27 protein-coding genes and 5 tRNA genes are annotated in these 26,497 nt (G+C 72.0%); 9 read left to right on the top strand and 23 right to left on the bottom strand.

Translation table 11 applies throughout. The annotated features are described in order from the left end of the window. On the top strand, positions 1–1,306 hold a 1,306-nt coding region (locus tag OGL89_RS07455; protein WP_263119278.1), incomplete at its 5' end, for a DUF349 domain-containing protein. 141 nt (positions 1,307–1,447) lie between these two features. Beyond that, positions 1,448–2,029 (top strand): hypothetical protein, encoded by a 582-nt coding sequence (locus OGL89_RS07450; protein ID WP_263119277.1) that lies wholly within the window; start codon positions 1,448–1,450, stop codon positions 2,027–2,029. 12 nt (positions 2,030–2,041) lie between these two features. Here the strand turns inward: OGL89_RS07450 and OGL89_RS07445 are convergent, their stop codons facing one another. From OGL89_RS07445 to OGL89_RS07350, 20 genes are all read right to left on the bottom strand, one after another. Next, the gene (locus tag OGL89_RS07445; RefSeq protein WP_263119276.1) at positions 2,042–4,360 is read right to left on the bottom strand and encodes a bifunctional (p)ppGpp synthetase/guanosine-3',5'-bis(diphosphate) 3'-pyrophosphohydrolase; all 2,319 of its coding nucleotides are present in this window, start codon (positions 4,358–4,360) and stop codon (positions 2,042–2,044) included. 74 nt (positions 4,361–4,434) lie between these two features. Then, on the bottom strand, positions 4,435–4,983 hold the full coding sequence (locus OGL89_RS07440; protein ID WP_263119275.1) for an adenine phosphoribosyltransferase: 549 nt from the start codon (positions 4,981–4,983) through the stop codon (positions 4,435–4,437). Between the two features lie 7 nt (positions 4,984–4,990). Further along, the gene (gene secF / locus OGL89_RS07435) at positions 4,991–6,091 is read right to left on the bottom strand and encodes a protein translocase subunit SecF (RefSeq protein WP_263119274.1); all 1,101 of its coding nucleotides are present in this window, start codon (positions 6,089–6,091) and stop codon (positions 4,991–4,993) included. Continuing rightward, entirely contained in the window at positions 6,091–8,040 is a 1,950-nt protein-coding gene (gene secD, locus OGL89_RS07430; protein WP_263119273.1) for a protein translocase subunit SecD, read from the bottom strand. The genes secF and secD overlap by 1 nt, the downstream gene beginning before the upstream one ends. A 126-nt stretch (positions 8,041–8,166) precedes the next feature. Next, entirely contained in the window at positions 8,167–8,538 is a 372-nt protein-coding gene (yajC, locus tag OGL89_RS07425) for a preprotein translocase subunit YajC (protein ID WP_263119272.1), read from the bottom strand. Between the two features lie 128 nt (positions 8,539–8,666). Then, positions 8,667–9,719: a Holliday junction branch migration DNA helicase RuvB gene (gene ruvB, locus OGL89_RS07420; RefSeq protein WP_263119271.1), complete on the bottom strand. Its 1,053-nt coding sequence runs from the start codon at positions 9,717–9,719 to the stop codon at positions 8,667–8,669. Continuing rightward, positions 9,712–10,329 carry a Holliday junction branch migration protein RuvA gene (gene ruvA, locus OGL89_RS07415; RefSeq protein ID WP_263119270.1) on the bottom strand — a complete coding sequence of 206 codons (618 nt, stop codon included), beginning with the start codon at positions 10,327–10,329 and terminating at the stop codon, positions 9,712–9,714. The genes ruvB and ruvA overlap by 8 nt, the downstream gene beginning before the upstream one ends. 84 nt (positions 10,330–10,413) lie before the next feature. Further along, positions 10,414–10,983: a crossover junction endodeoxyribonuclease RuvC gene (ruvC, locus tag OGL89_RS07410; protein ID WP_263119269.1), complete on the bottom strand. Its 570-nt coding sequence runs from the start codon at positions 10,981–10,983 to the stop codon at positions 10,414–10,416. A gap of 82 nt (positions 10,984–11,065) precedes the next feature. Further along, positions 11,066–11,821: a YebC/PmpR family DNA-binding transcriptional regulator gene (locus OGL89_RS07405; protein ID WP_263119268.1), complete on the bottom strand. Its 756-nt coding sequence runs from the start codon at positions 11,819–11,821 to the stop codon at positions 11,066–11,068. Positions 11,822–11,828: 7 nt separating this feature from the next. Then, the gene (pdxT, locus tag OGL89_RS07400) at positions 11,829–12,455 is read right to left on the bottom strand and encodes a pyridoxal 5'-phosphate synthase glutaminase subunit PdxT (RefSeq protein WP_263119267.1); all 627 of its coding nucleotides are present in this window, start codon (positions 12,453–12,455) and stop codon (positions 11,829–11,831) included. 112 nt (positions 12,456–12,567) lie between these two features. Continuing rightward, positions 12,568–13,758, bottom strand: a complete 1,191-nt coding sequence (locus OGL89_RS07395) for a pyridoxal phosphate-dependent aminotransferase (protein ID WP_263119266.1) — start codon at positions 13,756–13,758, stop codon at positions 12,568–12,570. A gap of 39 nt (positions 13,759–13,797) precedes the next feature. Beyond that, entirely contained in the window at positions 13,798–14,385 is a 588-nt protein-coding gene (locus OGL89_RS07390; protein ID WP_263119265.1) for an NUDIX domain-containing protein, read from the bottom strand. Beyond that, complete coding sequence (gene pdxS / locus OGL89_RS07385; RefSeq protein ID WP_263119264.1) at positions 14,382–15,299, bottom strand: pyridoxal 5'-phosphate synthase lyase subunit PdxS; 918 nt, start codon at positions 15,297–15,299, stop codon at positions 14,382–14,384. Before pdxS ends, OGL89_RS07390 begins: the two co-directional genes overlap by 4 nt. Positions 15,300–15,385: 86 nt before the next feature. Beyond that, the gene (locus OGL89_RS07380; RefSeq protein ID WP_263119263.1) at positions 15,386–16,012 is read right to left on the bottom strand and encodes a hypothetical protein; all 627 of its coding nucleotides are present in this window, start codon (positions 16,010–16,012) and stop codon (positions 15,386–15,388) included. Further along, the gene (locus tag OGL89_RS07375; protein WP_263119284.1) at positions 16,009–17,193 is read right to left on the bottom strand and encodes a glycosyltransferase family 4 protein; all 1,185 of its coding nucleotides are present in this window, start codon (positions 17,191–17,193) and stop codon (positions 16,009–16,011) included. Before OGL89_RS07375 ends, OGL89_RS07380 begins: the two co-directional genes overlap by 4 nt. Before the next feature lie 38 nt (positions 17,194–17,231). Further along, entirely contained in the window at positions 17,232–18,197 is a 966-nt protein-coding gene (locus tag OGL89_RS07370) for a phosphatidylinositol mannoside acyltransferase (protein ID WP_263119262.1), read from the bottom strand. Beyond that, a complete protein-coding gene (gene pgsA, locus OGL89_RS07365) occupies positions 18,194–18,811 on the bottom strand; it encodes a phosphatidylinositol phosphate synthase (protein ID WP_263119283.1) in 618 nt (205 codons plus the stop codon). The genes OGL89_RS07370 and pgsA overlap by 4 nt, the downstream gene beginning before the upstream one ends. Next, on the bottom strand, positions 18,808–19,341 hold the full coding sequence (locus OGL89_RS07360; protein ID WP_263119261.1) for an HIT domain-containing protein: 534 nt from the start codon (positions 19,339–19,341) through the stop codon (positions 18,808–18,810). Before OGL89_RS07360 ends, pgsA begins: the two co-directional genes overlap by 4 nt. A 3-nt stretch (positions 19,342–19,344) precedes the next feature. Beyond that, positions 19,345–21,360, bottom strand: a complete 2,016-nt coding sequence (gene thrS / locus OGL89_RS07355) for a threonine--tRNA ligase (protein WP_263119260.1) — start codon at positions 21,358–21,360, stop codon at positions 19,345–19,347. A gap of 137 nt (positions 21,361–21,497) precedes the next feature. Then, positions 21,498–21,569 (bottom strand) — tRNA-Val (locus OGL89_RS07350). 214 nt (positions 21,570–21,783) lie between these two features. Here OGL89_RS07350 and OGL89_RS07345 point away from each other — a divergent pair. Continuing rightward, positions 21,784–22,212: an SsgA family sporulation/cell division regulator gene (locus OGL89_RS07345; protein WP_263119259.1), complete on the top strand. Its 429-nt coding sequence runs from the start codon at positions 21,784–21,786 to the stop codon at positions 22,210–22,212. Between the two features lie 66 nt (positions 22,213–22,278). Next, the gene (locus OGL89_RS07340; protein WP_263119258.1) at positions 22,279–22,659 is read left to right on the top strand and encodes a hypothetical protein; all 381 of its coding nucleotides are present in this window, start codon (positions 22,279–22,281) and stop codon (positions 22,657–22,659) included. A 1-nt stretch (position 22,660) separates the two neighbouring features. On the opposite strand, the gene OGL89_RS07335 is transcribed toward OGL89_RS07340, so the two are convergent. Together OGL89_RS07335 and OGL89_RS07330 are read right to left on the bottom strand one after the other, a co-directional pair. Then, entirely contained in the window at positions 22,661–23,464 is an 804-nt protein-coding gene (locus OGL89_RS07335) for an aminotransferase class IV (RefSeq protein ID WP_263119257.1), read from the bottom strand. After that, the gene (locus OGL89_RS07330) at positions 23,461–24,450 is read right to left on the bottom strand and encodes an anthranilate synthase component I family protein (protein WP_263119282.1); all 990 of its coding nucleotides are present in this window, start codon (positions 24,448–24,450) and stop codon (positions 23,461–23,463) included. The genes OGL89_RS07335 and OGL89_RS07330 overlap by 4 nt, the downstream gene beginning before the upstream one ends. A 216-nt stretch (positions 24,451–24,666) precedes the next feature. Between OGL89_RS07330 and OGL89_RS07325 the strand changes: the two genes are divergently transcribed. From OGL89_RS07325 to OGL89_RS07305, 5 genes are all read left to right on the top strand, one after another. Then, a tRNA-Gly gene (locus OGL89_RS07325) sits at positions 24,667–24,738 on the top strand. Positions 24,739–24,793: 55 nt separating this feature from the next. Then, positions 24,794–24,864 (top strand) — tRNA-Cys (locus OGL89_RS07320). Positions 24,865–24,886: 22 nt separating this feature from the next. Beyond that, a tRNA-Val gene (locus OGL89_RS07315) sits at positions 24,887–24,961 on the top strand. 140 nt (positions 24,962–25,101) lie between these two features. Next, positions 25,102–25,176: transfer RNA gene (locus OGL89_RS07310), tRNA-Gly, on the top strand. 66 nt (positions 25,177–25,242) lie between these two features. Continuing rightward, complete coding sequence (locus OGL89_RS07305; RefSeq protein WP_263119256.1) at positions 25,243–25,803, top strand: SMI1/KNR4 family protein; 561 nt, start codon at positions 25,243–25,245, stop codon at positions 25,801–25,803. A gap of 4 nt (positions 25,804–25,807) precedes the next feature. Here the strand turns inward: OGL89_RS07305 and OGL89_RS07300 are convergent, their stop codons facing one another. After that, entirely contained in the window at positions 25,808–26,428 is a 621-nt protein-coding gene (locus tag OGL89_RS07300) for a uridine kinase (protein ID WP_263119255.1), read from the bottom strand. Positions 26,429–26,497: the final 69 nt, after the last annotated feature.

The raw sequence follows: 26,497 nt of genomic DNA, 5'->3' as shown, positions 1-26,497 counted from the left end.
ACCGACCACTCCGGTGGCCCCGACCCCGGTCCCCGACGACTCCGCGGAGGCCAAGGCCGCCGCGGGCTTCGGCCGGGTGGACGAGGAGGGCACGGTCTACGTGCGGGAGACCACCGGTGAGCGGCCCGTGGGCCAGTTCCCCGGCGCGTCCACCGAGGAGGCGCTCGGCCTCTACGTGCGTCGCTTCCTCGACCTGCAGGCCAAGGTCGCGGTCTTCGAGGCACGCCTTCAGGCGACCGACCTCGCCGTGAAGGAGATCGACCAGACCCTGGCCCGGCTGACCGAGGAGCTCACCGAGCCCGCGGCGGTCGGCGACCTGGACGCCCTGCGCACCCGGCTGGACGCGCTGCGCACGGTCGCCGCCGAGCGACGTGCCCAGGTCGAGGCCGAGCGCGCCGCTGCCAAGCAGGTGGCCATCGAGGCCCGGACCGCGATCGTCGACCAGGCGGAGAAGATCGCCGCGACCGACCCGTCCCGGATGCAGTGGCGCCCGGCCGGCGAGCAGCTGCGCGCCCTGCTGGATCAGTGGAAGGACGCCCAGCGATCCGGCCCTCGCATCGACCGGCCGACCGAGGAGGCGCTGTGGAAGCGGTTCAGCCACGCGCGCACCACGTTCGACCGTGAGCGGCGGCACTACTTCGCCGAGCTGGAGACCCGCAATGCCTCCGCCAAGACGGTGAAGGAGCAGCTGGTCGCCGAGGCCGAGGCGCTGTCCGGCAGCACCGAATGGGGCCCGACCGCGGGCAAGTTCCGCGATCTGATGACCCGGTGGAAGGCGGCCGGCCGCGCGTCCCGCCAGGACGACGACGCGCTGTGGGCCCGGTTCCGTGCCGCACAGGACACCTTCTTCCAGTCCCGCGACGAGCTGAACGCGGCGATCGACGAGGAGTACCGCGCGAACCTGGAGGTCAAGGAGGCTCTGCTGCTCGAGGCGGAGGCGATCGACGTGTCCGCCGGGCTGTCCGCGGCCAAGCAGGCGATCCGGTCGATCCAGGACCGCTGGGAGGCGGCGGGCAAGGTCCCGCGCGCCGACATGCAGCGGGTCGAGGGCAGGATGCGGGCCGTGGAGAACACGATCCGCGACGCCGAGCAGACCGAGTGGCGCCGGACCAATCCGGAGACCCGGGCCCGGGCAGAGGGTGCGGCGGCCCAGTTGGAGCAGGCCATCGCCCAGCTCGAGGACGACCTGACCGCCGCCAAGGCAGCGGGCAACGAGCGCAAGATCGCGGAGGCACAGGCGGCCCTGGACGCCCGGCGCGCTTGGCTGGAGCAGGTCCAGCGCGCGGCGGACGAGTCGCGCGGCTGACCGGTCGCCGCACGACGAGGGGCCCGGGACGCTGGTCGTCCCGGGCCCCTCGTCCGTCCACAGCCGGAGAGAACGGCCCGTGGTCCCCAGTCCCGCGCTCACGGCCTGGTCCGCTCCCCCGCTCCGGCGCAGGGTGGCGGCATGTCTCTCACCACGTTGATCCCCCCATCGTCCCCCGCCGCCGCCCGTGACGACGGCCTGTTCCGGCCGGGCGACCTCGATCCGATCGCCTGGCAGATCCTGGTGCACGAGGGTGCGCTCCGGGTGGTCGCACCCGGCGTCGCCATGCCGGTGCGCCGACGGCCCACACCCCGCCACCGGGCGGCCGCGCTCGCCGGCGTACTCCCCCGCGGGTGGCTGTTCGGTGGCGCGACCGCCTACTGGCTGCACGTCGGCGGCCCCGGCCCGACGGCGCTCGCCCTGATCTCGCCGCCCGGCACGCACCCGCCTCAGGGGTTGCCGGGCCGGGTGATGCATCAGCAGGTCCTGCCGGCCCGTGACCGGGCGGAGGTGGACGGGGTCGCGGTCACCACGCCACTGCGCACGGCGGTCGACCTGGCCTGCTTCACCGCACCCGCCTCGGCGGTGCCGCGCCTGCTGCGGCTCTCGGAGCAGGGGGTCGACCTGCGGGCGGCGCTGAACCGGCTGGCGGGCCTCGGTCGCCAGCGCGGCGTGCTCCGAGGCGACCGGACGCTGCGCGAGGCGTTGAGCCGGCTGCGCTGAGGCGCCGGGGTGTCAGCCGCTGATCGGCTGGTGATCGGCCTTCGCGCCGGTGATCCGGTAGACGTCGAACACGCCCTCGACCTTGCGCACCGCGGACAGCACGGACGCCAGGTGCGACGGCTCGGCCATCTCGAACACGAACCGAGACATCGCGACCCGGTCCCGGGAGGTGGAGACCGAGGCGGACAGGATGTTCACGTGGCTGTCCGACAGCACGCGGGTGACGTCGGACAGCAGCCGGGACCGGTCCAGGGCCTCGACCTGGATCTGCACCAGGAACAGGCTGCCGGTGCCGGTGGTCCACTCGACGTCGACGATCCGCTCCGGCTGTTCGCGCAGCTGGGTCACGTTGATGCAGTCGGTGCGGTGCACGCTGACGCCGTCACCCCGGGTGATGAACCCGACGATCTCGTCACCGGGCACCGGGGTACAGCACTTCGCGAGCTTGACCCAGATGTCGTCCACGCCCTTGACCACGACACCGGGATCACCGGTGCGCACCCGCCGGGTGGTCTGACCCGGGCGCGCGGTCTCGGCGATGTCCTCCTCGGTGCCGGGCTCCCCGCCCATCGCCTGCACCAGCTTCTGCACCACCGAGGCGGCCGAGACCTGCCCCTCGCCGACCGCCGCGTACAGCGCGGAGACGTCGGCATAGCGCATCTCGTTCGCGAGCCCGACCAGGGCCTCGTGCGACAGCAGGCGCTGGATCGGCAGGTTCTGCTTGCGCATCGCCTTGGCGATCGAGTCCTTGCCGTGCTCGACGGCCTCCTCGCGGCGCTCCTTGGTGAACCACTGCCGGATCTTGTTCCGGGCACGCGGGCTGGTGACGAACCCGAGCCAGTCCCGGGACGGACCGGCGGTCTCCGACTTGGAGGTGAAGACCTCCACGACGTCGCCGTTCTCCAGCTTGGTGTCCAGCGGGACGAGCCGGCCGTTGACCCGGGCGCCCATCGTCCGGTGCCCGACCTCGGTGTGCACGGCGTACGCGAAGTCCACCGGGGTCGCGTCGGCGGCCAGCGCCATCACGTCGCCCTTGGGCGTGAAGACGTAGACCTCCCCGTCCGCGATCTCGAACCGCAGCGAGTCGAGGAACTCGGAGGGGTCCGCGGTCTCCTTCTGCCAGTCGACCAGCTGTCGCAGCCAGGTCATGTCCGCGTTGGCGGGGTCGTCGCCACCGGCCTGGTTCTTGGCGTTCTCCTTGTACTTCCAGTGCGCGGCCACGCCGTACTCGGCACGACGGTGCATGTCGTGGGTGCGGATCTGGATCTCCACCGGCTTGCCGCCGGGGCCGATCACCGTGGTGTGCAGCGACTGGTACAGGTTGAACTTCGGCATCGCGATGTAGTCCTTGAACCGGCCGGGGACCGGGTTCCATCGCGCGTGCAGCGTGCCGAGCGCCGCGTAGCAGTCCCGCACGGTGTCCACCAGGACCCGCACGCCGACCAGGTCGTAGATGTCCGCGAAGTCGCGACCGCGGACGATCATCTTCTGGTAGATCGAGTAGTAGTGCTTCGGCCGACCGCTGACCGTGGCCTTGATCTTCGCGGTGCGCAGGTCGCCGCCGACCTGGTCGCGGACGATCGCGAGGTACTCCTCGCGGGCCGGGGCACGCTCGGCCACCAGGTGCACGATCTCGTCGTAGACCTTCGGGTAGAGCGTGGCGAAGGACAGGTCCTCCAGCTCCCACTTGATCGTGTTCATGCCCAGCCGGTGCGCCAGCGGGGCGTAGATCTCCAGGGTCTCGCGCGCCTTGCCCTCGGCCTTGTGCGCCGGCACGAACTTCCAGGTGCGGGCGTTGTGCAGCCGGTCGGCCAGCTTGATCACCAGCACCCGGATGTCCCGGGACATGGCGATCACCATCTTGCGGACGGTCTCGGCCTGCGCGGCGTCGCCGTAGGTGACCTTGTCCAGCTTGGTCACGCCGTCGACCAGCATGGCGATCTCCGGGCCGTACTCGGCGCGCAGCTGGTCCAGCGAGTAGTCGGTGTCCTCGACCGTGTCGTGCAGCAGGGCCGCGGCGAGGGTCGGCGGCGTCATCCCGAGCTCGGCCAGGATGGTCGCGACCGCCACCGGGTGCGTGATGTACGGGTCGCCGCTCTTGCGCAGCTGCCCGCGGTGCGCCTTCTCGGCGGTGACGTAGGCGCGCTCGATCAGACCGAGCTCGGCCCGCGGGTGGTTCGTGCGGACCGCCTGCAGCAGCGGCTCGATCGCCGCGGTCTGCGCGGGGACCCGGCCCTGACCGAACCGTGCGAGTCGCTGCCGCACCCGCGCGGTGGCGCCGGTGACCGCGGGGGTCTCGCGGGCGTCAGGGGTCTGCAAGGAATCCGCCATCACACCCTCCTCCCGTCGGCCCGTGACCGGGCGCCACCGTCCCGGATGGACGATCGCACGATTCTACGGCGAGCTCAGCCCACGTTCAGCAGGGCGTTCACCGGATACCCCGCCAGCCGCTCACGACCGGGCAGGAACGTCAGGTCCATCAGGAAGCTCAACCCCACGACCTCGGCCCCGCATTCCTGCAGCAGCTCGATGGTCGCCAGGGCGGTGCCGCCGGTGGCGAGCACGTCGTCGACCACCAGCACCCGGGAGCCGGCGGGGACGGTGAACGGGTGGACCTCCACCGCAGCGGCGCCGTACTCCAGCTCGTACTCGCGGCGGGCGACCGGGCCGGGCAGCTTCCCGGCCTTGCGGATCGGGATGAAGCCCGCGCCGAGCTCCTGCGCCACCGGGGCCGCGACGATGAAGCCACGGGCCTCCATCCCGGCGACCAGGTCGATCGGACCCGGGATGGCGTGGGCCATGGCCTTGATCGTCGCGTCGAAGGCGGCGGCGTCGGCCAGGAGCGGGGTGATGTCCTTGAACACCACACCGGGGGTCGGGTAGTCCGGGACGTCCCGGACCAACGCCTCGATCCGGTCGGCGAGCTGCTGGTCGTTCTGGTTCTGCGTGCTCATGAGGTGTTCAGCGGCCCTTCCGGCGCGGCTGGGCAGAGGTGCCCTGATGGGAACCCGGACGGGTCTGACCGGTCATACGGACGGCGTCGGCGGCCACGACGGTCGTGCCGTCGGCGGCGAGCTCGGTGACCGCGGACGTGCGCGCCGCGAGCACCTTGGCGGTGTGCGCCTTGATCCCCTTCTCCCGAAGGCGGAACGCCACCTCCAGCGGGGTGGCCAGGAACACCGAGGAGAACGCGCCGACGAACATGCCGACGAACAGGGCGAGCGCGATGTCGCGCAACGTCCCGGCCCCGAGCACGAACGCGCCGATGAAGAGGATCGCGGCGACCGGGAGCAGGGCGACCACGGAGGTGTTGATCGAGCGGACCAGGGTCTGGTTGACCGCCAGGTTCGCGCGCTCCTCGTAGGTGGACCGGCTCTGCTCGGTGACCGCGACGGTGTTCTCACGGACCTTGTCGAAGACCACGACGGTGTCGTAGACCGAGTAGCCGAGGATGGTGAGGAAGCCGATCACCGTCGCCGGGGTGACCTCCCACCCGATCAGCGCGTAGACGCCGACCGTGACCGCGATGTCGTGGAACAGCGCGATGATCGCCGCCGCCGCCATCCGCCAGTTGCGGAAGTAGATCGTCATCACGATGGCGAGCAGCACCAGGAAGACGACCAGGCTGGTCCCGGCCTTCTTGGACACGTCCTGGCCCCAGGTCGGTCCGATGTACGAGGAGGCCACGTCGTCCTCGGACACCCCGTAGGCGTCCTCCAGGGCGGTGCGCACCTGCTCCACCTGGTCGTTGGTCAGCTCGGAGGTCTGCACCCGGATCGAGCTGGAGCCGACGCTGGTCACCCGCGGCACCTCGTCCGGAGCGACCTCGGCGACGGCGTCCGTCGCGAGCTGCTGGTCGGAGGTGCTCACGTTGGAGACGGTGAACTCGGACCCGCCCCGGAACTCGATGCCGAGCTGGAGACCGGGCTTGACCAGGAGGATCGCGGCGAGCAGCACCAGGATCCCGGCAGCCAGGAACCACCACTTCCGGCGACCCACGATGTCGTACGACCGGCGCCCGGTGTAGAGGTCGTTGCCCCACTGGGCGAAGTTGACGGCCATCAGTCGTTCCCCTCGGTGCGCTCGGCCGGGGTGCTGCCGTCCTGCGGCTGGTCATCCGGTGGTGTCGACGCCGCGGCGGCCCTGGCCGCGGCCCGGCGCTCGGCGATGGTGCCCCCGGCGACCGTGGTGGCGAGCAGCGGGTTCTCGGTGGTCAGACCGGAGTCGCCGTCGGGCTCGTCCCGACGGCCGGTGGCCACCCGGCCGCGGCCGACGTAGCGGGTGCCGCCGGTGGCACCCAGGCGGCGCGGGTCCAGACCGGACAGACGGTGGCCGCTGCCGAAGAACTTCGTCTTGGCGATCAGCAGCATCACCGGGTGCGTGAACACGAACACGATGAGCAGGTCCAGCAGGGTGGTCAGGCCCAGGGTGAAGGCGAAGCCACGCACCGAGCCGACGGCCAGGAAGTACAGCACGACGGCGGCCAGGAAGTTCACCGCGTCGGAGGCGATGATCGTCCGGCGCGCGCGCTCCCAGCCACGGTCCACGGCCGCGACCAGGGTCCGGCCCTCGCGCAGCTCGTCCCGGATCCGTTCGAAGTACACGATGAACGAGTCCGCGGTGATGCCGATCGCGACGATCAGGCCGGCGACACCCGGCAACGAGAGCCGGTAGCCCTGGGTCCAGGACAGCAGCGTGATCACGCCGTAGGTGAGCACGGCGGCGATCGCCAGCGACAGCACGGTGACGAAGCCCAGCGCGCGGTACTGGAACAGCGAGTAGATGACCACCAGCAGCAGACCGATCAGGCCCGCGATCAGGCCCTTCTCCAGCTGCTCGGAACCGAGGGTCGCGGAGATCTGCTCCTGGGACTGCACCTCGAAGGAGATCGGCAGCGCGCCGAACTTCAGCTGGTTCGCCAGGGTGGTCGCGGTCTCGCGGTTGAACGAGCCGGAGATCTCCGCCTTGCCGTCCGAGATGATCGTGCCGCTGGACAGCGACGGGGCCGAGATGACCAGGCCGTCGAGCACGATCGCGAACTGGTTCTGCGGCGAGGTCAGGCTCTGCAGCCGGGTGGTGACGGTCGTGAACTCGTCGGTGCCGGTGCCGTCGAACTCCAGGTTGACCACCCACTGGCCGGTGGACACGCCCTGCGAGTTCACGCCGATGCCGGAGGAGGCGTTGGAGATGTGGTCACCGGTGATCTCCACCGGGCCGAGGATGTACTTGATCGTCCCGGTCGGGTCGCAGGTGACCAGCGCCGCGTCCGGGTCGGAGGTCTCGCCACCGGTCAGGTTGTCCGGATCGGTGCAGTCCAGCGCGTTGAACCGGGCGAGCACGTCCTCGGTGACGTAGTAGTCGATGTCGCTGGGCGACTCCGGACCGGTCGTGTCGGTCCCGGTGGTCGCCTCGGCGCTGGGCTCCGCGCTCGGGTCGTCGGTGGCCGACGCGTTCCGGACCACCGTGTCGCCGGAGGTGGCGACCGCGTTCTGGAACACCGCCTCGGTGGAGGCCGAGGAGTTCTCCGCGGTGGCGCCGTCGGTGGGCTCCGCGGTGGCGGTGTCGTCCGGGGAGACCGTGGCCCCGGCCGACGGGTCCGCGGTGGCCGACGGGTCGGCGGTCGCGTCGTCGGTGGCGGTCGGCGTCGGGTCCGCGTAGGTCAGCACCGGGCGGAACTCCATCTGGGCGGAGGTCCGCACCAGGTCGAGCGTGGCCTCACTGGGCTTGCCGGGCAGCGCCACGACGATGTTGGACCCACCCTGGCTGGTGATCTCCGCCTCGGCGACGCCGGAGGAGTCCACACGCTGCCGGATGACCTCGATCGCCTGCTGGATCGTCTCCGAGCTGACGCTGGAGTTGTCCTCGGTCTTCGGCGCCAGGATCAGCTGGGTGCCACCCTCGAGGTCGAGGGCGAGCTTGGGGGTCCAGGTCGCGTCCGACCACTTCGTGCCCGCGAACACCGCGGCGAAGACGGCGACGATCAGGACCACCAGCGTGATCAGCGTGCGCACCGGGCGATGCCGGCGGCGTGTGGGAGGGGCCAACGATCTTCTTCTCTCGTGCGCGTACCGCCCGCGAAGTGCGGGCGGTACGGATGGTAGAGCCCCGGACTGTTCGGTGTGGGGACCCGGAGGTGATCAGTTCTTGTTCTTGCGGTCCTCGTCGCCGAAGGGCTCGATGGTCGCGGCCGGCTCGGTGGCGGAGAACTCGTCCCCGTCGACCGGGACGGCGTCCTCCTCGATCTCGTCCTCGTCCTCGACCGGCGGGTCCACCAGCTTGGCGATCGCGGCCTTCAGCCACCGGCTCTCGTTGCCGGGGGTGGACTCCAGGGTCACGACGTCGCCCTCGACGGAGACCACGGTGCCGAACAGACCGGAACCGGTCATCACTTCCTGTCCGGGCTGCAGGTTGTCCCGGAAGCTCATCGCCTCACGCTGCTGCTTGCGCGTGCGGCTCGACATGAACCACATGGCTGCGACACCGATGACGAGGATGATGATCAGTTCCACAATGCTCCCTCACGAAGGACGTCCGCCGCAGTCTAGGCGCCACGGCTCCGGGGCTCCTAACGACCGCACGACAGCGAGGGTTCCCGGCGCGCACGCCCGGAGCGCCCGGAGGGCCCGAGAACCGCAGGTCAGCCGAACAGCGTCCCGGTCGGCACCGGCGCGGTCAGGCCCAGGTGCGCCCAACCGTCCGCGGTCGCGACCCGGCCACGCGGGGTGCGTGCGATCAGGCCCTCGCGGAACAGGAACGGCTCGGCGACGGTCTCCACGGTCTCCGGTTCCTCGCCCACCGCGACCGCCAGGGTGGTCAGTCCCACCGGTCCGCCGCCGAACCGGCTGCACAGCGCGGTGAGCACCGACCGGTCCAGACGGTCCAGGCCGCGGTGGTCGACCTCGTAGACCTCCAGCGCCGCCCGGGCCGCGGCCAGGCTCAACCGGCCGTCGCCGCGCACCTCCGCCCAGTCGCGCACCCGGCGCAGCAGCCGGTTCGCGATCCGGGGGGTCCCGCGGGACCGCGAGGCGATCTCCGCGGCGGCCTCGACGTCAAGCGGGACGCCCAGCAGGCCGGCGGAGCGCATCAGCACCCGCTGCAGCTCGCCGTCGGCGTAGAAGTCCAGGTGCCCGGTGAAGCCGAACCGGTCGCGCAACGGGGCCGGCAGCAGACCGGCCCGGGTGGTCGCGCCGACCACGGTGAACGGGGGCAGCGCCAGCGGGATCGCGCTGGCACCGGCGCCCTTGCCCACCACCACGTCGACCCGGAAGTCCTCCATCGCGACGTAGAGCAGCTCCTCCGCGGGGCGGGCGAGGCGGTGGATCTCGTCCAGGAACAGCACCTCGCCCTCCTCCAGGGAGGACAGGATCGCCGCCAGGTCCCCGGCGTGCTGGATCGCGGGGCCGCTGGACACCCGCAGCGAGGCGCCGAGCTCCGCCGCGATGATCATGGCCAGCGTGGTCTTGCCCAGCCCGGGCGGGCCGGACAGCAGCACGTGGTCCGGGGTCCGGCCGCGGGACAGCGCGGACTGCAGCACCAGCGACAGCTGCTCGCGCACCACCGGCTGGCCGACGAACTCGTCCAGATGCCGGGGCCGCAGCGCCGCCTCCGCCGCACGCTCCACGTCGTCGGCGCCCGAGCGGACCAGCGACTGACCGCCGTCGTCCTCGGGCACCAGCTCGTCCTCAGCCACGGTGCGCCCCCAGGCCGCGCAGCGCGGCCCGCAGCACTCCGGCGGTGTCGGCGGCCCCGACGGTGCCGTCACCGTCGGCGAGCACCGCGTCCACCGCGTCCTGGGCGATCTTCAGGTTCCAGCCCAGACCGACCAGCGCCTCGACCACCTCGTCCCGCCGGTCCGTGGGCCTCGCCGGGGCGTGGGCGCCGCCGAGTCCGTCGCCGGTCGGGACGCCGAGTCGGTCGCCGAGCTCCAGCACGATCCGCTGGGCACCCTTCTGGCCGATGCCCGGCACCCGCTTCAGCGCGGCCAGGTCCTCGGTCGCGACCGCGCGCCGCAGACCGTCCGGGGTGTGCACCGCGAGCATGGCCAGCGCCAGCCGGGGACCGACGCCGGACACCGACTGCAGCACCTCGAACACGTCGCGCTCGTCGTCGTCGCCGAATCCGAACAGGGTGAGCGAGTCCTCCCGGACCACCATCGAGGTCGCGAGCCGCGCCTCGTGCCCCACCCGCAGCCCGGCCAGCGTGGTCGGCGTGGCCTGGACCAGCATCCCGACCCCACCGACCTCGACCACCGCGGCGTCCAGCCGCACCGTCAGCACCGTCCCGCGCACCGAGGCGATCACACCGGGTTCCTTCCGTCCACGAACAGGTCCACTGCCGGGCAGTCTGCCACGGGTGCGAACAGGTGTACGAACGACACGCAGCGCTCAGGCGCGGACCCGGCGGGCCTTCTGCTCCGCCTCCGCCCAGGCCCGCTGGGCCGCGGTCATCGATCCGGGGGCGCGCTGCGGTCCGCCCACCGCTCCCCCGGGCCGCCACAGATGGGTGATCGCGATCGCCAGTGCGTCGGCAGCGTCCGCAGGCTTGGGGACCTCGGTCAGCTGGAGCAGCCGGGTGACCATGTGCTGCACCTGCGGCTTGTCGGCGCGGCCGTTGCCGGTGACAGCCGCCTTCACCTCGCTCGGTGAGTGCAGCGCGACCGGGATCCGGCGCCGCGCCGCGGACAGCATGGCGATGCCGGTGACCTGGGCGACGCCGATCACCGAGTCCAGGTTGTCGTGGGCGAAGATCCGCTCGATCGCCACCGTGTCCGGGGCGTGCTCCTCCAGCCAGACGTCGATCTGGTCGCCGATCCGCAGCAGCCGCTGGTCGATGTCCTCCTCCGGGCCGGAGCGGGCCACCCCCACCGCCACCATCCGGACCCGTCGACCGGACAGCCCGTCCACGACGCCGAGGCCGCAGCGGGTCAGACCGGGATCGATGCCGAGGACGCGCATGGCACGCAGTCTCTCAGCCACGGGCCCGGACATGGCGACGCCCCGCCGCACCGCACGGTGCAGCGGGGCGTCGACGATCGGCTCACTCCTCGTCGAGGGCGGCCATCACCTCGTCCGAGGCGTCGAAGTTGGTGAAGACGTTCTGCACGTCGTCCGAGTCCTCCAGCGCGTCGATCAGGCGCAGGATCTTGCGCGCGCCCTCGACGTCCACCTCGACCTGGGTGGACGGGTAGAACACCGAGTCGGCGGAGTCGTAGTCGATCCCGGCCTCCTGCAGCGCCGTGCGCACCGCCACCAGGTCGGTCGCCTCGCTCAGCACCTCGAAGAAGTCGCCCATCGGGGTGACGTCCTCGGCACCGGCGTCGAGCACCGCCATCGTGACGGTGTCCTCGTCGGTGCCCTCGGTCGGGACCATGACGACGCCCTTGCGGGAGAAGACGTAGGCCACCGAACCGGGGTCGGCCATCTGCCCGCCGTTACGGGTGAAGGCCACCCGCACGTCGGAGGCGGCCCGGTTCCGGTTGTCGGTGAGGCACTCGACCAGCACCGCGACGCCGCCGGGGCCGTAGCCCTCGTACATGATCGTCTGGTAGTCGGCGCCGCCGGCCTCCAGGCCGGAGCCGCGCTTGACCGCACGGTCGATGTTGTCGTTCGGGACCGAGGACTTCTTCGCCTTCTGGATGGCGTCGACCAGGGTCGGGTTGCCCGCGGGGTCGCCACCACCGACGCGCGCCGCGACCTCGATGTTCTTGATCAGCTTGGCGAAGAGCTTGCCGCGCTTGGCGTCGATCGCCGCCTTCTTGTGCTTGGTGGTGGCCCACTTGGAGTGCCCCGACATCGGTGACCTATCCCTTCGATCCCAGTCTCTCTTCGCGGACCATCTCCACGAACAAGCGGTGCACCCGCGTGTCGCCGGTCACCTCCGGATGGAAGGACGTGGCGAGCAACGAGCCCTGGCGCACCGCGACGATCCTACCGGCGGCGGGCCCGGATTCGACGCGTGCGAGTGCCGTGGCCGCCGGACCGATCTCCTGGACCCACGGCGCGCGGATGAACACGGCGTGCACCGGGTCGGTCCCGGACTCCGGGATGCCCTCGATCCGCAGGTCGGTCTCGAAGGAGTCGACCTGCCGCCCGAAGGCGTTCCGGCGCACGGTCACGTCCAGTCCGCCCAGGGTGCGCTGCCCGTCGATCCCGCCCTCGATCCGGTCCGCGAGCAGGATCATCCCGGCGCAGGAGCCGTAGGCGGGCATCCCCGCGGCCAGCCGGTCCCGGATCGGACCGTCCAGGTCGAAGGCACGCAGCAGCTTGTCGATCGTGGTCGACTCCCCACCCGGCAGCACCAGCCCGTCCACCGCGTCCAGCTCGGCGGCGCGGCGCACCGGCACCGCCGTCGCACCGGAGGCGGTCACAGCGGCCAGGTGTTCGCGCACGTCGCCCTGCAGAGCGAGCACACCGATCGTCACAGTCACCCGAACATCCTACGAATCCCCGCAAACCCGCCGGTCGAGCGGCCGAGTACGGAGAAACCGAGCCGGTTCGGGCGATTCGAGCGACAACTTCTGCGCACTCGGCGCGGGCGGGTCAGGCCTGGGCGGGCTCCGCGTCCGGGACCTCGAGGGCGGACCAGGAGTCGATCTGGTCGGCGAGCCGGTCGAGACCCTCGAGCAGGCCGGTGCGCTCGGCGGCCAGCGAGACCCGGACCATGCCCTCGCCGCCGGGACCGAAGGCGCTGCCGGGCGACACCGACACGTGCCGCTCGTCCAGCAGCCGCAGCGCGAAGGCCTCGGAATCGCCGGTCGCCCCCGAGACGTCGACCATCAGGTAGAACGCGCCCTCCGGCCGGACGCAGCCGATCCCACGCTCGGTCAGCAGCGCCACCGCGGCGTCCCGGCGGGCCCGGTAGGAGTCGACGGCGACGGCGACCTCGTCCTGCGGCCCGGTGACGGCGGCGAGGGCGGCCCGCTGTCCCACCGAGGACGGGCAGGCGACGGTGGCCTCGGCGACCTGGCCCAGCAGGTCGATCACGTGCGCGTTGCGCGAGACGGCGTAGCCGATCCGCCAGCCGGTCATGGCGTAGGTCTTGGAGAAGCTGAAGAAGGTGATCACCCGGTCGTCGGTGTCGAAGCTCGCCGGGCTGACGTGCGGAGCGCCGAAGGTGATCGCCTCGTAGCACTCGTCCGAGAACACCCACAGGTCGTACCGCCGAGCCAGCTCGACCACACCGGCCAGCAGCTCCGCGGGGTACATCGCCCCGGTCGGGTTGTTCGGCGAGCAGACCACCAGGATCCTGGTCGCCGGGGTGATCGCGGCCTCGATGTCGGCCAGGGTCGGCACGAAGCCGTTCTCGGCCCGCGCCGGATACGTACCGACCTCGACGTTCGCGGCCACCGCGGCCATCCGCCAGTTCGGGAACTCCGGATCCGGCAGCAGGATCTGCTCGCCCGGACCGGCCAGCGCGTTGATCGCCATCGCGAGGCCGTGCATGGCGCCGTGCGACACCACGACGTCGTCGGCACCGACGTCCAGGCCGTTCACCCGGCGGACCTTCTCGGCCAGGGCGGCTCGGAGCTCGGGCTCCCCGGTGCTGGAGGTGTAGGCGGTGTGCCCGGCCGCCGCGTCCCGGTGCGCGGCCGCGATCACGTGCGCCGGGGTGGTGGCGTCCGGCTCGCCGATCTCCAGCCGGATCGCCTCCGGGTCGCGCATGGCGAGCTCCATCAGGGTCCGGATGCCGGAGCGGTGGATACGGGTCGCGGGAGAGGTCGAGATCGGCACCCGGCGACGATACCCCGACTTGTTACCGACCAGTACGGTTCAGTCGTACTGCAGACCGAGGTGCCGGGTGATCCCGTCCCACCCGGGCACCAGCGGACGCACCAGGTCCGCGAGCCCCTCCGGGAAGACCTCGATCCGGACATCGGCCAGGTCGTCGAGCGTCCACCAGCGCATCTCGTCCAGCACGGCGACCTCCAGCTCGGTCCACCCGTCGGTGCCCAGCACTGCGTCGCCGGGGATCCGGGCCAGGAAGATCTCCTCGTCCTGGCGGCAGCGCTGCGCCACGAAGTCGAAGATCGCCGACCGGGTCAGCACCGGGCCGTGCAGGGTCGCGGGATCGAGCCGCAGCCCGGTCTCCTCGAAGACCTCCCGCACCGCACCCTCCCGGGGCGACTCCCCCGGCTCCAGGCCGCCGCCGACCGTGAACCACCAGCTGCGCTCCGGCTGGTCGACGTCGTGTCCGCGGACCAGCAGCAGCCGGTCGTCCTCGTCCAGCAGCAGCACCCGGGCCGCGCGACGGTAGGGCAGCCCGTCGGGTCCGGGCTGCCAGTCCGGGCCCAGGGACGGGACCGGCCCGCCGCTCCCCACGGGGATCGACGGGCCGACGCCGGGGTCCGGTGAGCTCACCAGCCGCGCTCGGCCAGGCGGTGCGGCACCGGGACGTCGTCGACGTTGATCCCGACCATCGCCTCACCCAGGCCGCGGGAGACGTTCGCGATCACGTCCGGGTCGTCGTAGAAGGTGGTGGCCTTGACGATCGCGGCGGCCCGCTCGGCCGGGTTGCCGGACTTGAAGATGCCCGAGCCGACGAACACGCCCTCGGCACCGAGCTGCATCATCATCGCGGCGTCCGCCGGGGTGGCGATCCCGCCCGCGGTGAACAGCACGACGGGCAGCTTGCCGTTCCTGGCGATCTCCGCGACCAGCTCGTAGGGCGCCTGCAGCTCCTTGGCGGCCAGGAAGAGCTCGTCCTCCGGCAGCGAGGACAGCCGACGGATCTCGTCCCGGAGGGTGCGCATGTGCGTGGTGGCGTTCGACACGTCACCGGTGCCGGCCTCGCCCTTGGACCGGATCATGGCCGCGCCCTCGGTGATCCGGCGCAGCGCCTCGCCCAGGTTGGTCGCACCGCAGACGAAGGGCACCGTGAACTGCCACTTGTCGATGTGGTGCGCGTAGTCGGCCGGGGTGAGCACCTCGGACTCGTCGATGTAGTCGACCCCGAGCGCCTGCAGCACCTGCGCCTCGACGAAGTGACCGATCCGCGCCTTGGCCATCACCGGGATGGACACCGCCTCGACGATGCCGTCGATCAGGTCCGGGTCGCTCATCCGGGCCACGCCACCCTGGGCGCGGATGTCGGCGGGGACCCGCTCCAGTGCCATCACGGCCACCGCACCGGCGTCCTCGGCGATCTTGGCCTGCTCGGCCGTGACCACGTCCATGATCACGCCGCCCTTGAGCATCTCGGCCATGCCGCGCTTCACCCGGGCGGTGCCGACCACGGCATCGCTGGAGGTGGGGGTGGTGGTGCTGTCGGTCACGGTGCCCTCGCAGTTCATCGGGGTGTCAGCGGCTTGCGTCCGGCCATCGTAATCCCGAGCGGCGACGGCCCGGGTCCCTGTCCATCTCAGGCGGAGGCGGACTCCGGCGGGGTACCGGCGGCCCCCAGCGCCGAGGGCCAGGCGTCGTCCAGCTCCAGGGTCTGCGGCATCGGCGCGCGACCGGCCAGCCGGAAGGTGCGGACCGCCCAGCCCCGGCGCATCCGCTGCGCCTGGGCCACGGCCTCGTTGTGGAACCGCCGGGCCAGCTGCACCCGGTACCAGGCGTCGCCCAGCGCGTCGAGCAGGTCGGCGCCACCGGGTTCCTCCCGGACCTCGGCCACCTCCGCGGGGTCGTCCAGGACCTCACGCAGCGTGGCGGACAGCTCGCTCTCCAGCCGGCCGCGATCCGCCTCCGGTGCGGGGGCGGCGATCCCGGCGGGCAGCGGTGCGATCCCCCCGGTGTCCGGCCGCCCGGCGCTGATCGACGCCCAGGCCGCCTCGCCGATCAGCACCGAGCTGACCGGGTCGAGCAGCCCGGAGGCGGACAGGGTGGACGCGGCGGACGCCCGGCGCAGCAGCTGGGTGTCGACCACCGCACGCGAGGCGGCGACCTTGCGGTGCAGCCGGTCGATCCGGTTCGCGGTGACCCACAGCCACCAGACGATCAGCAGGACGACCGTCACCACCACGACCGCGATCTCGCTCCACGTCATTGGTCGTCACCCCGCCAGCGCCGCAGGCGGCCGCGCACCGAGGACGGGTCCTCGCCCACCGGCGCGTGGCCGCTCTCCACGGCCATCTCGAACACGGTGAGGATCTGGTGCGTCACGGTCGACCAGTCGTACCGGGTCACCGCGGCGGACCCGCGGTCGGCCAGCTCGGCACGCCGGGCCGGGTCGCCGAGCAGACCGACCAGCGCCCGGGCCAGGTCGTCACCGTCCCCGGTGCGGAACAGCTCCCCCGCCGCGCCGTCGTCGAGCACTCTCCGGAACGCGCCGAGGTCGCTCGCCACCACCGGGGTGTGCGCGCTCATCGCCTCGACCAGCACGATCCCGAAGGACTCGCCGCCGGTCTGCGGGGCGACGTAGACATCGACCGAGCGGAACAGCGCGGCCTTCTCCTCGTCACTGACCCCGCCGAGGAACTCGACCGCGTCGGCGTCGTCCCCGATCACCTCGCGCACCTCGTCCGGACCCGTGTCGCCACGGCCCGCGATCAGGAACCGCACGCCGGGGAAGGCCCTGCGCACCGCGGGCACCGCCGCCAGCAGCACCGGCAATCCCTTGCGCGACTCGTCCAGCCGGCCGAGGAACGCCACCGTCGGGCGCTCCGGGGTGCCGGTCCAGCGCGGGTCGGTGGGCGCGTCCGCGAAGTGCTGGACGTACACGCCGTTCGGGATCACCACCGCGTCGCCGCCCAGATGGTCCACCAGGGTGCGTCGCGCGTCCTCGGACACCGCGATCCGGGCGCTGATCTTCTCCAGCGACTGCCGGACCAGCGGGTAGGCGACCTGCAACGACCGGGACCGCTGCTGCGAGGAGTGGAAGGTCGCCACCACCGGCCCGTCGGCGATCCAGAGCGCCAGCATGGACAGCGACGGGCTCATCGGCTCGTGCAGGTGCAGGACGTCGAACTGCCCGGCCTCCAGCCAGCGCCGGACCCGGGCGGCGGTCAGCGGGCCGAAGGCCAGCCGAGCCACCGATCCGTTGTAGCGCACCGGCACCGCCCGTCCGGCGGAGGTCATGTAGTCCGGGATCGGGGTGTCGTCGTCGGCCGGGGCGAGCACGCCGACGGTGTGCCCGCGGGCGATCAGCGCCTCGGCCAGGTCGCGCACGTGGAACTGGACCCCGCCCGGCGCGTCGAAGGAGTACGGGCAGACGATACCGACCCGCAGCGGACGGTCGGGGGCACGCAGCGCGTCGAGGGCGGCGGTCACTCCCCGGCCTCCGCGAGGGTGCGGGCGTAGCGCTCGGGGTCGAGATCGGCCACGAACACCCGCTGCAGCATGTGCCAGTCCTGCGGGTACCGCCGGATGCCGAGGGCCAGCTGATCGACCCACTGCTGGGTGAGCGCGGGGACGCGCTCCTTCTTCGGCAGATCGGGGTCGGGGGTGAGCACCGGGGAGAACTCCACCACGATGCCCCAGGGGGTGCCCGCGGCCCGGCGCCGTTCGCCGTGCAGCCGCTCATACCGGATCACCGCGGCGCACAACGGTGCACCGGTCGAGATCGCCAACGCCGCCGGACCTGCGGCCACCCGGGCGCGCTCGCCGAACAGGTCGACCTCCACCCCGCGCGAGGTCAGGTCGCGGTCGGCCAGCAGCGGCACCAGGCCGCCGCCCTCCTTGCGGATGCCGCGCACCAGCTCCCGGAACACTCCGCCACCGCCGCCGGACAGCGCGATGATCTCCAGGCCCAGGCGCTCCCGGAACGCCAGGAACTCCTGGAACAGCGCCTCGGGCTTCAACCGTTCGGCGACGGTCAGCGTGCGACCGAGATTGCGGGTGGCCCACGCGCCGGCGAGGTCCCAGTTGCCCAGGTGGCCGAGCGCCATCACGACCATCTCGCCGTCCCGCATCCGATCGAGGGCGGACAGGTCGCCGTCCATCCGGACCCGGGCGTCGATCCGTTCCGGGCTGACCCCGACCAGCGCGAACGCCTCGCCGAAGTACCGCATGTACGACCGCATCCCGGCCAGGGACAGCCGCCGCAGCGCCTGCGGGTCCAACTCGGGGCGCACCCGGTGCAGGTTCGACTCCAGCCGGCGGACGCCCTCCCCGCGGCGCAGCCAGGTCAGGTCCGCGACCAGCCGAAAGGTGCCGCGGACCAGCCCGTCGGGCAGCCTGCCGGTGATCCGCCAGGCGGTGGCGTAGATCTGGGCGACGTCCGGACGCCTCATGCCCCCTGCTCCCTCGACTGGGCGCGGACGGTCGCCATCCGCTGCACCACGGTGATCAGGGACGCGACGGCCAGCAGGCCGAGGACGACGATCAGCACCACGGCGGGCAGGCCCACGCCGACCAGGAAGACTGCCACCAGCACCGCGACCAGCCGGTCGGCGCGCTCGGCGATCCCCACCTTGGCGGTCATGCCCAGCCCTTCGGCACGGGCCCGGGCGTAGGGCACGATCGACCCGAGCACCAGGCAGGCCAGCGCGAGGCCGAGCCCCCAGTCGCCGATCGCGTCGTCCCGGCCGGCGAACCACAGCGTCAGACCGAGGAAGATCGCGGCGTCGGCGAACCGGTCCAGGGTCGAGTCCAGGAACGCGCCCCAGGTGCCCGACCGCCCCGCCCGGCGGGCCATCACGCCGTCCAGCGAGTCGGTGAGGACGAAGACGGTGATCACCAGGCTGCCCGCCAGCAGGTGGCCGGTGGGCAGCAGCAGGAGGGCGGCCAGCACCACGACCACGGTGCCGGTGATGGTCACCGCGTCCGGGGACACGCCCCAGCGCAGCAGTCGGTCGGCCACCGGGGTGAAGAACCGGGTGGCGAATCCCCGTAGGCGGTCCATCAGTCGTCCTCTCGGCCCGGCCACGCGGCGGCGAGCCGGTCCCGGGTGTCCGCCAGCAGCTCGGGCAGCGCCCGGGTCTGACCGACGATCGGCAGGAAGTTCGCGTCGCCGGCCCAGCGGGGGACGACGTGCTGGTGCAGGTGCGCGGCGATCCCCGCCCCGGCGATCGCTCCCTGGTTCATCCCCAGGTTGAAACCGGCCGGGCCGGAGACCTCGCGCAGCACGGTCATCGCGGTCCGGGTCAGCTCAGCGATCTCGGCGACCTCGTCCGTGGTCAGTTCGGTGTAGTCGGCGACGTGCCGGTACGGGCAGACCAGGACGTGGCCGCCGTTGTACGGGTACAGGTTCAGCAGCACGAAGGCGGTGGTCCCCCGCGCGACGATCAGGCCGTCGGCGTCGGAGAGCCCGGGTGCGCGGCAGAACGGGCAGCCGTCCTTGTTCTCGCCGCCGATGTACGCCATCCGGTGCGGCACCCACAGACGACCGAAGCCGTCCGGGGTGCCCGCCAGATCGGCGGCGTCCTCGACTCCCACGGCTCAGACCTGGGCGTGCTCGCGGACCGCGGTCACGATCCGCTGCACCGCGTCGGCCACGGGGACGCCGTTCTCCTGACTGCCGTCCCGGAACCGGAAGGACACCGCCCCGGCCTCTGCGTCCTCGCCGCCGGCGATCAGCACAAACGGGATCTTCTGGGTGGCGGCGTTGCGGATCTTCTTGCCGAACCGGTCGTCCGAGCGGTCGACCTCGGCCCGGATGCCCTGGGCGCGCAGCTGGGCGACCACCTCGGTCAGGTACTCGTCGAAGGCGTCGGCCACCGGCACCGCGAGCACCTGGACCGGCGCCAGCCAGGCCGGGAACGCCCCGGCGTAGTGCTCGGTCAGCACCGCGAAGAACCGCTCGATCGACCCGAACAGCGCGCGGTGGATCATCACCGGCCGCTGCCGGGTGCCGTCGGGCGCGGTGTACTCCAGCTCGAACCGCTCCGGCAGGTTGAAGTCCAGCTGGATGGTCGACATCTGCCAGGTCCGACCGATCGCGTCCTTGGCCTGCACCGAGATCTTCGGGCCGTAGAACGCCGCGCCGCCCGGGTCCGGGACCAGCTCCAGGCCGGACTCGGTCGCCACCTGGCGCAGGGTCTCGGTGGCCTCCTCCCACGCGGAGTCCTCACCGACGGACTTCTCCGGGTTCCGGGTGGAGAGCTCCAGATAGAAGTCGTCGAGCCCGTAGTCCTTGAGCAGGTCGAGCACGAAGGTGAGCAGGCTGGTCAGCTCCTCCTTCATCTGCTCGCGGGTGCAGTAGATGTGCGCGTCGTCCTGGGTGAAGCCGCGGGCGCGGGTCATGCCGTGCACCACACCGGACTTCTCGTAGCGGTAGACGGTGCCGAACTCGAACAGCCGCAGCGGCAGCTCCCGGTACGACCGGCCCCGGGAGTCGAAGATCAGGTTGTGCATCGGGCAGTTCATCGGCTTGAGGTAGTAGTTCTGCCCCTGCTTGGTGACGTTGCCGTCGGCGTCCCGCTCCTCGTCCAGCTGCATCGGGGGGTACATGCCGTCCGCATACCAGTCCAGGTGCCCGGAGATCTCGAACAGCTGCTGCTTGGTGATGTGCGGGGAGTTGACGAAGGAGTAGCCCGCCTCGACGTGCTTGCGCCGCGAGTACTCCTCCATCTCCATCCGGATGATGCCGCCCTTGGGGTGGAACACCGCCAGCCCGGAGCCGATCGCGTCCGGGAAGGAGAACAGGTCCAGCTCGTTGCCCAGCCGACGGTGGTCGCGGCGCTCGGCCTCGGCGATCCGGTCCAGGTACGCCTTCAGCTCGTCCTTGGTCGGCCACGCGGTGCCGTAGATCCGCTGCAGCTGCGGGTTCTTCTCCGACCCGCGCCAATAGGCGGCCGCCGACCGGGTGAGCTGGAAGCCGTTGCCGAGCAGCTTGGTGCTGGGCAGGTGCGGGCCGCGGCACAGGTCCTGCCAGACCACGGTCTCGGTCTCCCGGCCCGCGCCGCGCACGTTCTGGTAGTAGGTCAACCCGCCGTCGCCGACCTCGACCGAGGCCCCCTCGGCCGCCGAGTCGGCGCTGGACTTCAGCCCGATCAGCTCCTGCTTGTACGGCTCGCCGGCGGCCAGGGCGCGCGCCTCGTCGTCGGTGACCTCGACCCGGCGGAAGGTCTGGCCCTCCTTGACGATCCGGCCCATCACCTTCTCCAGCTTGCGCAGGTCCTCCGGGGTGAACGGGGTCTCCACGTCGAAGTCGTAGTAGAAGCCGTCGACCACCGGCGGGCCGATGCCCAGCTTGGCGGTCGGGTTGACCTCCTGCACCGCCTGCGCCAGCACGTGGGCGGCGGAGTGCCGGAGCACGCTCAGGCCGTCCGGGGAGTCGAGGGTCACGGACTCGACGGTCGCGCCCTCGGGCAGCGCACGCGACAGGTCCCACAGGTCGCCGTCCACCCGGACCACGACCACGTCCCTGCGGTCGGAGAACAGGTCCGCCCCCGTGGTCCCGGTCGCGGCGGTGGTCGGGCTGCCGTCGACGGTGAGGGTGAGGTGCTCGGACACGGATGGATCTCCTCGGCTTCGGAACACCGGACGCCTCGCGCGCCTGGCCACCCCCGATGCTACCGACCCGGACCCCGTTCCCCGGCTGACACGACGAAGGCCCCGGATCCACGGGATCCGGGGCCTTCGTGCACGGGTGGGCGATACTGGGTTCGAACCAGTGACCTCTTCGGTGTGAACGAAGCGCGCTACCACTGCGCCAATCGCCCGGTGCTGGGAAGACCATACAGTCCGAAGCACCCAAACCGAAAACCGGCACGGCGTCCGGCCTGATCACGGCCGCGCACCTCTGCGTAGTTCGTCGCCGGTTGAGGAATCGGACGGGGTGAAGCACTCGCCGCACCGGGTGAAAGTGCGCGTCTGCGCTCGGCCTGGCACCGTCAGGGCTGCCATGATGGATCGACATCGAAAGGGGGTGACGCCATGGCCCAGCACAGTGACGACGTGGTCGAGTCGGTCGCGATGCAGTTGATCAGCTCCGACGCCAGCGTGCTGCCGGTGACCGCCGAGCTCTCCTACCGCGCCAGCGACCCCTACACCGTCCGGGCGGTGTTCAGCAGTCCGCAGTCCACTTCGGTGTGGCTGATCGGCCGGGACCTGCTGGTCCAGGGCATGCTCGCGGACGCCGACGACCCGGCCGGGAACGGCGACGTGCAGGTCTGGCGCGACGAGGACCCGCTGTTCGTCCTGATCTCCCTCACCGGCATCGAGGGCTCCGCGCTGCTGGCCGCCCCGGCGGACGCGGTGGAGCACTTCATCACGCGCACCGAGGACCTGGTGGCGATCGGCGCCGAGAGCGACCGGATGGAAGGCGAGCTGACCGCGTTGATCGCGGCGCTGCTCACCGCCTGAGTGGCGGCACACCTTTCGACTGGGTACTGCACTCAGGCGGCGCCCGGTGCGGTTTAGCGTCGCCACATGCTGGCCACTGTCCTCACCACCCTCGCCCTGCTCGCGAGTGCGGTCGCCCACGCCCTTCCAGTGATCGGCGTCCTCGGCCGCTCGGGTCTGGCGCGACTCTACGGGGTCACGATCGATGACCCCGGTGTGCTCCTGCTCATGCGGCATCGCGCGGTGTTGTTCGGTCTCGTCGGGGCATTGGCGCTGGTGGCCGTCTTCGTCCCGGCGCTCCAGATCGCGGCCCTCTCGGTCTCGGCGATGTCGACGGCCGGGTACTTCGTGCTGTGGTGGAGTACGGGCAGAGCGGGCGGAGCTCCCCTCGCCCGGGTCGCCCGGGTCGACTTCGCACTCGCCGCGCTGTCGGTCATCGTCCTGTGCGTGCGGGTGACCGCCGGGTGACCTACTGCGCGAGTCGTCGCCGCACCAACTCCTGGACGGCGCCGATCACCGGGGTCCGCACCACCGGCCGGCCGTCCACGGCGACCGCCGGCACGAGGCCGCGCAGCGAACTGCTGACCGCCAGGCCGGCTTCGCCGTCGACGACCCGGTCGAGCACGGACCACGGCAGCTCGGCTTCCCGCACCGGCAACCCCGCGGCCGCCGACCACTCCAGCACCCGTTCGCGCATGATCCCCGGCAGGCAGCCGCAGTCCAGTGTCGGCGTGAGAAGGGTGCCGTCGATCTCCACCCAGACGTTCGTGGTGGTGCCCTCGCTCAGCCGGCCCCGGGTGTCCGCCAGCAGCGCCTCGTCCGCACCGTGCCGGGCAGCCTCCGCCAGCGCCAGGGCGTCGGCGGCGTAGGAGGTGGACTTGTGCCCGGCCAGCGGGGAACGCTCGTTGCGGACCCACGGGCTGCGCCGGACGGACGGCGCCGGACGGTCAGGCGCTGGCTGTGCGACCACGACCGGTCCGCCGGGCGATCCGCAGGTGATCCGCAGCCGACCGGAGCCGGACCCCGCTCCGGCGTCACCGGATGCCGCGAGCACCGCCGCCACGGCGTCCTGGACCGCCGGCAGGTCGAGCGGCAGCCCCAGTGCCGCCGAGGACCGCGCCAGCCGCGCCAGATGCCGGTCCAGGGCGAGCACCACCCCGTCCCGCACCGCGCAGGTCTCGAACAGCCCGAGCCCGAGGGCCGGCACCGGATCGGCCACCGGGTACACCGGGTCCGCCGGATCGATCAGTCTGCCGTGCGCCCAGACGATCATCGCTGCCCCTCGGTCGAGGCCAGCCCGATCAGCCGGGCGGCCTTGAGCTCGGTCTCGTCCCACTCGCCCTCGGGGTCGCTGCCCCAGGTGATCCCGGCGCCGGTGCCGAACCGCAGGACGTCGTCCGCCCACCAGAACGTGCGGATGCCCACCGCCAGCTCCGCACGCAGCGACCCGTCAGCACCGACCTCGGCCCAGCCGATCAGCCCGCAGTACGGCCCACGCGGGGCGGTCTCCAGCTCGGCGATCACCCGCAACGCCGACGACTTGGGCGCGCCGGACACCGAGCCGGGCGGGAACGTGGCGGTGAGCAGCTCGGCCCAGTCGTCGGTGCGCAGTTCCCCCGCCACCGTCGACACCAGGTGCACCAGACCCGGGTGCTCCTCGACCGCGAGCAGCTCCTCCACGCGGACCGTGCCCGGCAGGCACACCCGCTGCAGGTCGTTGCGCACCAGGTCGGTGATCATCACGTTCTCGGCCCGGTCCTTGGCGGTCAGGCCGTCGGCGGTGCGCGCGGTGCCCTTGATCGGCGCCGACCGCACCCGGTCGCCCTCGATCCGCAGGAACAGCTCCGGCGAGGCGCTGACCACCCACTGCCCGGGGACCTGGATCGCCCCGGCGTAGGGCGCGGGATTGCCCGCCGCAAGCCGGTCGGCCAGAGCGGCCGCATCCGGCTCCCCGGGCAGCGGCGCCGACAGCACGCGGCAGAGATTCGCCTGGTAGACCTCGCCCTCGCGGATCGCGTCCCGGACCCGGCGCACCCCGTCGACGTAGCCCGCGCGGTCCAGCGAGCCGGTCCACGGCCCGGGTGCCCGCCAGACGCCGGCACTCGGCGCGACCGGCGCTACGTCGGCGAACCGCCAGGCCCGCACCGGCCCGTCGAACTCCCCCACCAGCGCCCAGTGACCAGGGACGCGCAGACGCTCGGGCTCCGCGACGACATCCGGCACCGACTCCAGGACACCCCGGAGCTCGCGCCCGCCCATCCGCGCCCAGCCGTCCGTCCGCACCCGCACACGGTAGCGGGACGGATCGCCCCGACCACGAACCCGCCCGCAAGACCCTGCCGACCCCGGACAACGCCGTGATCACGGGGAACACCGCGGTCGGCGGACACGGATTGGACTCCCAGTCGAAAGTTCGCGTACAGTTCAGGACGCACCAGCCAGCCCGGCGAAAGCGGTCGGGACAGCAGGCGCAATGCGGATGTGGCTCAGTGGTAGAGCATCACCTTGCCAAGGTGAGGGTCGCGGGTTCGAATCCCGTCATCCGCTCGGAGGCAGACACTCCTGGCCAGCTGGCGACAGCTGCTGAGGACTGAGGTCTCAGGGTGGAGTGGCCGAGAGGCGAGGCAGCGGCCTGCAAAGCCGTATACACGGGTTCGAATCCCGTCTCCACCTCGTATTTCCAGTGGTTTGCACTGGGCGATTGGCGCAGCGGTAGCGCGCTTCCCTGACACGGAAGAGGTCACTGGTTCGATCCCAGTATCGCCCACCAACAAGGCCCCGGCTCGATGAGCTGGGGCCTTTGTCGTGCGCCTGGGTGCCGACAACCGCCCGAACCCCGTCCCCGGCCCGGTGCACCGACCACCCCGCCCCATCGGCTAGAGTTGTCCCCGCACCTCACGGGGTGCACATGCGGATGTGGCTCAGTGGTAGAGCATCACCTTGCCAAGGTGAGGGTCGCGGGTTCGAATCCCGTCATCCGCTCCATCGCAGGCGCCCGACCCACCGTGGGTCGGGCGCCTGCGTCGTTGCCGGGCCGGGCATACTCCTCGGGTGAGCACCCCTGACGTCAGCACCGAGTTCCGCCGCCTGCGCGCCCACCTGGAGCGCCTGGCCCCGGAGTCCGCCGCCACCTTCAACCCGCCCGCCACCGCCGAGGAGCTGGAGCACCTGGACGAGGTGCTGGACGGTCGCACCCCGTCGGAGCTGCTCGAGCTGCTGGCGGTCGCCAACGGTCAGAACGACCCGTCGGGCGTGCACGGGATGATCAACCACCTGAGCTTTTGCTCGATCGACGAGCTGGTGCGCTTCCACCGTGAGCTCTCCGATCGCGAGGCCGGGGCACCGGAGCCGCAGCCGTCCTGGTACCGGTGGTCCGGCTGGTCGCGGGACTGGATCCCGGTGATGTCCGTGGACGGCGACGCGCTGCTGATCGACCTGGACCCGGGCGAGAAGGGAACCGTGGGCCAGGTGTTCGTGCGACCGGAGGACCCGGAGCTGGACGAGCCGCTGGCCACCAGCCTGGGCGGCTACCTGGCGCGGGCGAACGAGCTGATCGAGGCCGGCGAGTTCGAGGTGGACGACGACGTGCTGACGATCGTGGAGCTGTACTGAGACCTCAGCGCTCGGTGACCCAGCCCGGCCGCTCCGCGTGGTCGACCCGGACCACCACGTCCGCCGCCGACTCCGGGTCGGCCTCCTCGCGGTAGCGCGCGTCCGCGGGAAGCAGCCACTGCTGTCCGGCGGGCAGCCGACGGGCGAGCATGTCCGGGCGCAGCGCCAGGTGCACGCTCAGGTCGACGGGCAGCCAGCGACCGAGCAGGAGCTCCCCGGCCAGCAGCAGGACGCCGTCGTCGGGGACCGGTTCCCGACGACGGCGGGCCGAGCGGTCCTGTGCCGCGTCCCACAGGGCGGGCAGGTAGTCGGCGCCGGCCTCCCAGGGGTCGAGGACCTCGCGGATCAGTGCGCCCGAGTCCAACGCGAGATCCAGCAGCGCATCCGGGTCGTCCCGGCCGAACTCCCACCGCACCGACGCTGGTCGCAGGAAGTCGTCGGCCCGGACCAGGACGGCGGGCCGGCCGGCGGCGCGCAGCGGTGAGATCAGATCGGTCGCCAGGGCCGCCGGGTCGGTGACGCCCCAGCCGTCGATCAGCACCCGGGGCCGGACCGCGGGCAGCTCCCCCACCCGGGCCACCAACCGCGCCCGGACCTGCTCCGGGCTCACTGCCTCCACTCGCACACCGGCCAGTCTGCCCGCCCCCGCCGAGTGCGAAGAACCTGACGCGGTTCGGGCGATTCGGGCGACGAC

The sequence above is a fragment of the Cellulomonas sp. RIT-PI-Y genome (genome assembly GCF_025642745.1).
Taxonomy (GTDB): domain Bacteria; phylum Actinomycetota; class Actinomycetes; order Actinomycetales; family Cellulomonadaceae; genus Cellulomonas.
This window is presented reverse-complemented; position numbering and strand designations above follow the sequence as displayed.